The organism is Sulfurihydrogenibium sp. (genome assembly GCF_027448985.1).
Taxonomy (GTDB): domain Bacteria; phylum Aquificota; class Aquificia; order Aquificales; family Hydrogenothermaceae; genus Sulfurihydrogenibium.
Map to the genome: position 1 here is coordinate 1 of NZ_DAIDMN010000114.1, position 3111 is coordinate 3111.

The 3111-nt window shown below is 34.0% G+C and carries 1 protein-coding gene and 1 pseudogene; both read left to right on the forward strand.

What is annotated here, in order from left to right; genetic code table 11:
- Nucleotides 1–66 precede the first annotated feature (66 nt).
- A pseudogene (pheS, locus tag NE054_RS07595) lies at nucleotides 67–285 on the forward strand (phenylalanine--tRNA ligase subunit alpha); the annotation flags it as partial.
- Complete coding sequence (gene pheT / locus NE054_RS07600) at nucleotides 282–2690, forward strand: phenylalanine--tRNA ligase subunit beta (RefSeq protein WP_297890304.1); 2409 nt, start codon at nucleotides 282–284, stop codon at nucleotides 2688–2690. The pseudogene pheS and the gene pheT, both read left to right, overlap by 4 nt.
- Nucleotides 2691–3111: the final 421 nt, after the last annotated feature.

Below are 3111 nucleotides of genomic sequence, written 5' to 3' on the forward strand. Positions count from 1 at the left end.
ACATAACAAACTACATTCTAATTCAAGAAGGTCAACCACTTCATGCTTTTGACTTGGATAAGTTGGAAAGTTTGTAAAAACACAGGTTGGCTTGAGATATTAGGTTGTGGAATGGTTGACCCTAACGTGTTTGATGCTTGTGGAGTAGATACAAAAAAATACACAGGATTTGCTTTTGGTCTTGGTATAGAAAGGATAACCATGTTAAAGTACCAGATACCGGATATTAGACTTCTTTTTGGTAACGATTTGAGATTCAATAGTCAGTTTAAGGGGATAGGATGAAGATACCTTACTCATGGATAAAAGAGTTTGTAGATATAGATATTCCAGCAGAAGAAGTTGCAGAAAAGCTAAATCTTGTAGGTGTAGAAACTACAGTATCAAAATTTGGCAAATACATTCCTAACATAGTAACAGTTAAGGTTGAAAGTGTAGAAAGACATCCGGAAAGAGAAAAACTCTTTGTTTGTAAGGTAAACGATAGTTATAAAACCTACCAAGTTATAACCGGAGCAGATAACGTAAAAGTAGGTGATGTTGTAATCCTTGCAAAAATCGGTGCCAACATCTTAGGAAAAGAGATTAAACCTACAACTTTTGGTTCTTTTTTGTCGGAAGGAATGTTACTTTCCTTAGAGGAACTTGAAGTAGAAGAAAAATCAGAAGGCTTATTTATCTTAGACCCGGATACACCTGTTGGAAAAGATGCAAACGATGTTTTAGGTTTAGGTAAAGATGATATATTTGAAATTGAAATTACACCAAACAGAGGAGACGTTCTAAGTGTAAGAGGTGTTGCAAGAGAGATTGCAGCAGCTTTTAAACTGAAAAAGAAAGATTACAACCCGGATGTTTCCATTCCTACCCAAACAGTTAATGTTAACATCCAGACAGATAAAGTTTTAAGGTACAAAGCAACAGTTATAAAAGACGTTAAAGTAGGAAAATCTCCTTTATCAATCAGATTAAAACTTATAAAATCCGGGTTATCTGTAATAAACAACGTTGTAGACATAACAAACTACATTCTAATTCAAGAAGGTCAACCACTTCATGCTTTTGACTTGGATAAGTTGGAAGGTGACATTACTGTCAGAAATGCTTACGAAGGAGAGAAAATAATCACCTTAGATGGGATAGAAAGAACCCTGACATCGGAAGATATCGTAATAGCAGATGGCAAAAAAGCTGTTGCTATAGCAGGAGTAATCGGTGGAGAAAACAGTAAAATAGATGAATCTACCAAAAACATTCTTTTAGAGTCTGCCGTTTTTGACCCTTCATCTGTAAGAAAAACAGCTAAAAGACTTGGGATACTTACAGATTCATCTTACAGATTTGAAAGAGGAGTAGATGTAGAAAACTGTTCTTTAGCTTCGGACAAAGCATCATCGTTGATCATCTCTTATGCTAACGGTAATATAACAGCTGTAAACGATTTATACATTAGAAAGTATCAACCTAAAACGGTTGTTTTAAGACCTGAATTTATAGAAAAAATCCTTGGAGAAACGGTAGAAACTAAAGAAGTGGAAAATATTCTAAATAGTCTTGAAATTCCAGCAGAAAATCAAGAAGACCATTTAAATGTTATCATTCCATCATTTAGGGCTTACGATTTAGAAAGGGAGATAGATTTAGTAGAAGAAGTAGCAAGAATAAAAGGTTATGATAGTTTTAATCCGGATTATCCAAAAATCTCTACTTTATCCTTTAAAAAGCCAACCGAATACGAGTTTGATACAAAAATTCGTCAATTCTTTTTAGATAGTGGATTTACAGAATGTCTAAACTACACTTTTACATCACCACAGATGTATAACGCTTTATCCTTACCTGTTCCTGAAATTCATATACAAAACTACATACTTAAAACACAAAGTGTTATGAGGGATACTCTCGTTGTTAGTCTATTACAAAACCAGATAGAAAACTTAAGATTTGGTAAAAAAGATTTGGCTTTATTTGAAATATCTTCTGCTTTCTTTAAAGACCATGAATCAATAAACGTAGCAGGACTTGTTAGTGGAAAGTTAGTTGAAGGTTTTAAATACACTTCAAAAGATAAAAGCTTTGACACCAGTAAAGATTGGGACTTCCTTAATTTAAAAGGAGTGGTAGAAAACTTGCTTTTGTTTTTAGGAATAGATTTTGATTTATCAGATGAAAACATTCTTCCATTTCTACATCCTTATGAGTCTGGAAATGTTATTGTAAACAACCATCAAGTAGGATACATAGGAAGGATACATCCACAACTGTCATTAAACCTTGAAATTCCAAAAAATACATGGGTTTTTGAGTTAAAGTTAAAGTATGTTCCAAGACAGTTGGAAAAAGAAAGTTTAAAAGAAGGTTATCTCTACACTTATTATCTAAATAAAAAACCTGTTGTATTTAATGAGCTTCCTAAATTCCCACCTGTTAAAAGAGACCTTGCTTTTGTGGTTGATGTAGATACAAAGGTAGGATTTCTGTTAAAAGATTTAAAGTCAGCTTCAACAATCATTAAAAATGTTAAACTTTTTGATGTTTACTTTATCTCAGACGATAAAAAAAGTGTGGCAGTATCGGTTGAGTTTTTAAATCCGGATAAAAGTTTGTCTGATGAAGAAGTAAACGTAGAAGTTGAAGAAATTTTAAACAAACTTAAATTAAAATATCCTGATATTGAGTTAAGGAAGTAGTCAGGAGCTGAGAGATTGATGATAAATTTTTATATATATCCTAATAAGGCTTACCTGCGGGGTTCGATAGGGATGGTGTAGAATTTTCTGGGCTATAGACTACAGAAAGGGAGCTCGATATCCTGTAGGTCCCGTGGGACTACAGTGGGAGCACCCACCTATTGGGTATTTGCCCAAGAATGTAGCTATCCATCCCGTCGGCTCTTCGTGGGGGCCTTTTATCAGCCCTGACCTTCCAAAAGTTTGGGAGGTCACATTTGAAGGAAGAAATTAGAAACAATATTTTAGCCAAAAGGGAAATTTACACCAATTGGCAAGAAGATTCTGAAAAAGTAATCAACAGATTTCTATCTACCGTAGACCTCTCAAACTTTGAAACAATCATGCTTTATTACCCTCATCGTAAAGAGGTAAATACAGT